The organism is Microcoleus sp. T3_B1, assembly GCF_036700445.1.
Taxonomy (GTDB): domain Bacteria; phylum Cyanobacteriota; class Cyanobacteriia; order Cyanobacteriales; family Microcoleaceae; genus Microcoleus.
Window position 1 is genome coordinate 1 of sequence record NZ_JAUBOX010000198.1, and the last position, 1,297, is coordinate 1,297.

Sequence of the window (1,297 nt, forward strand, 5' to 3'; positions counted from 1 at the left end):
AGCGCAAAAGCAAACCCCCGACCTGCTTGCGCGGGTCGGGGGTTTGGGAAAGGAGCTTGACGATGACCTACTCTCACATGGGGAAACCCCACACTACCATCGGCGATGCGTCGTTTCACTACTGAGTTCGGGATGGGATCAGGTGGTTCCAACGCTCTATGGTCGTCAAGCAATTCAGTTGCTGCCTCGGGGTTTAGCCGCTGCAGCCAATTGGGTATGTGATCAAGGTATTGCGTGTTCGTGCAGATTTTCGGTTTTACTGTCGACTTACCGTCTAACAGCCAAATTGTTTGGGTGTTATATGGTCAAGCCTCACGGGCAATTAGTATTGGTTAGCTCAACGCCTCACAGCGCTTACACACCCAACCTATCAACGTCGTAGTCTTCGACGGCCCTTCAGGGAGCTCAAGGCTCCAGTGAGATCTCATCTTGAGGCAAGTTTCCCGCTTAGATGCTTTCAGCGGTTATCTCTTCCGAACGTAGCTACCCGGCAATGCCACTGGCGTGACAACCGGAACACCAGAGGTTCGTCCACTCCGGTCCTCTCGTACTAGGAGCAGCCCCTCTCAAATCTCAAACGTCCACGGCAGATAGGGACCGAACTGTCTCACGACGTTCTAAACCCAGCTCGCGTACCACTTTAAATGGCGAACAGCCATACCCTTGGGACCGGCTTCAGCCCCAGGATGTGATGAGCCGACATCGAGGTGCCAAACACCGCCGTCGATATGAACTCTTGGGCGGTATCAGCCTGTTATCCCCGGAGTACCTTTTATCCGTTGAGCGATGGCCCTTCCATACAGAACCACCGGATCACTAAGACCTACTTTCGTACCTGCTCGACGTGTCTGTCTCGCAGTCAAGCGCGCTTTTGCCTTTATACTCTACGACCGATTTCCGACCGGTCTGAGCGCACCTTCGTACTCCTCCGTTACTCTTTAGGAGGAGACCGCCCCAGTCAAACTACCCACCATACACTGTCCTCGATCCGGATAACGGACCAGAGTTAGAACCTCAAAGTTGCCAGGGTGGTATTTCAAGGATGGCTCCACGCGAACTGGCGTCCACGCTTCAAAGCCTCCCACCTATCCTACACAAGCAAATTCAAAGTCCAGTGCAAAGCTATAGTAAAGGTTCACGGGGTCTTTCCGTCTAGCCGCGGATACACTGCATCTTCACAGCGATTTCAATTTCACTGAGTCTCGGGTGGAGACAGCGCCGCCATCGTTACGCCATTCGTGCAGGTCGGAACTTACCCGACAAGGAATTTCGCTACCTTAGGACCGTTATAGTTACG

The 1,297-nt window shown here is 53.3% G+C and carries 2 rRNA genes; both read right to left on the minus strand.

Annotated elements, in window-relative coordinates:
* Nucleotides 1-54 precede the first annotated feature (54 nt).
* Nucleotides 55-170, minus strand: a 5S ribosomal RNA gene (gene rrf, locus QT990_RS35730).
* 131 nt (nucleotides 171-301) lie between these two features.
* Nucleotides 302-1,297: ribosomal RNA gene (locus QT990_RS35735) — 23S ribosomal RNA — on the minus strand; the annotation flags it as partial.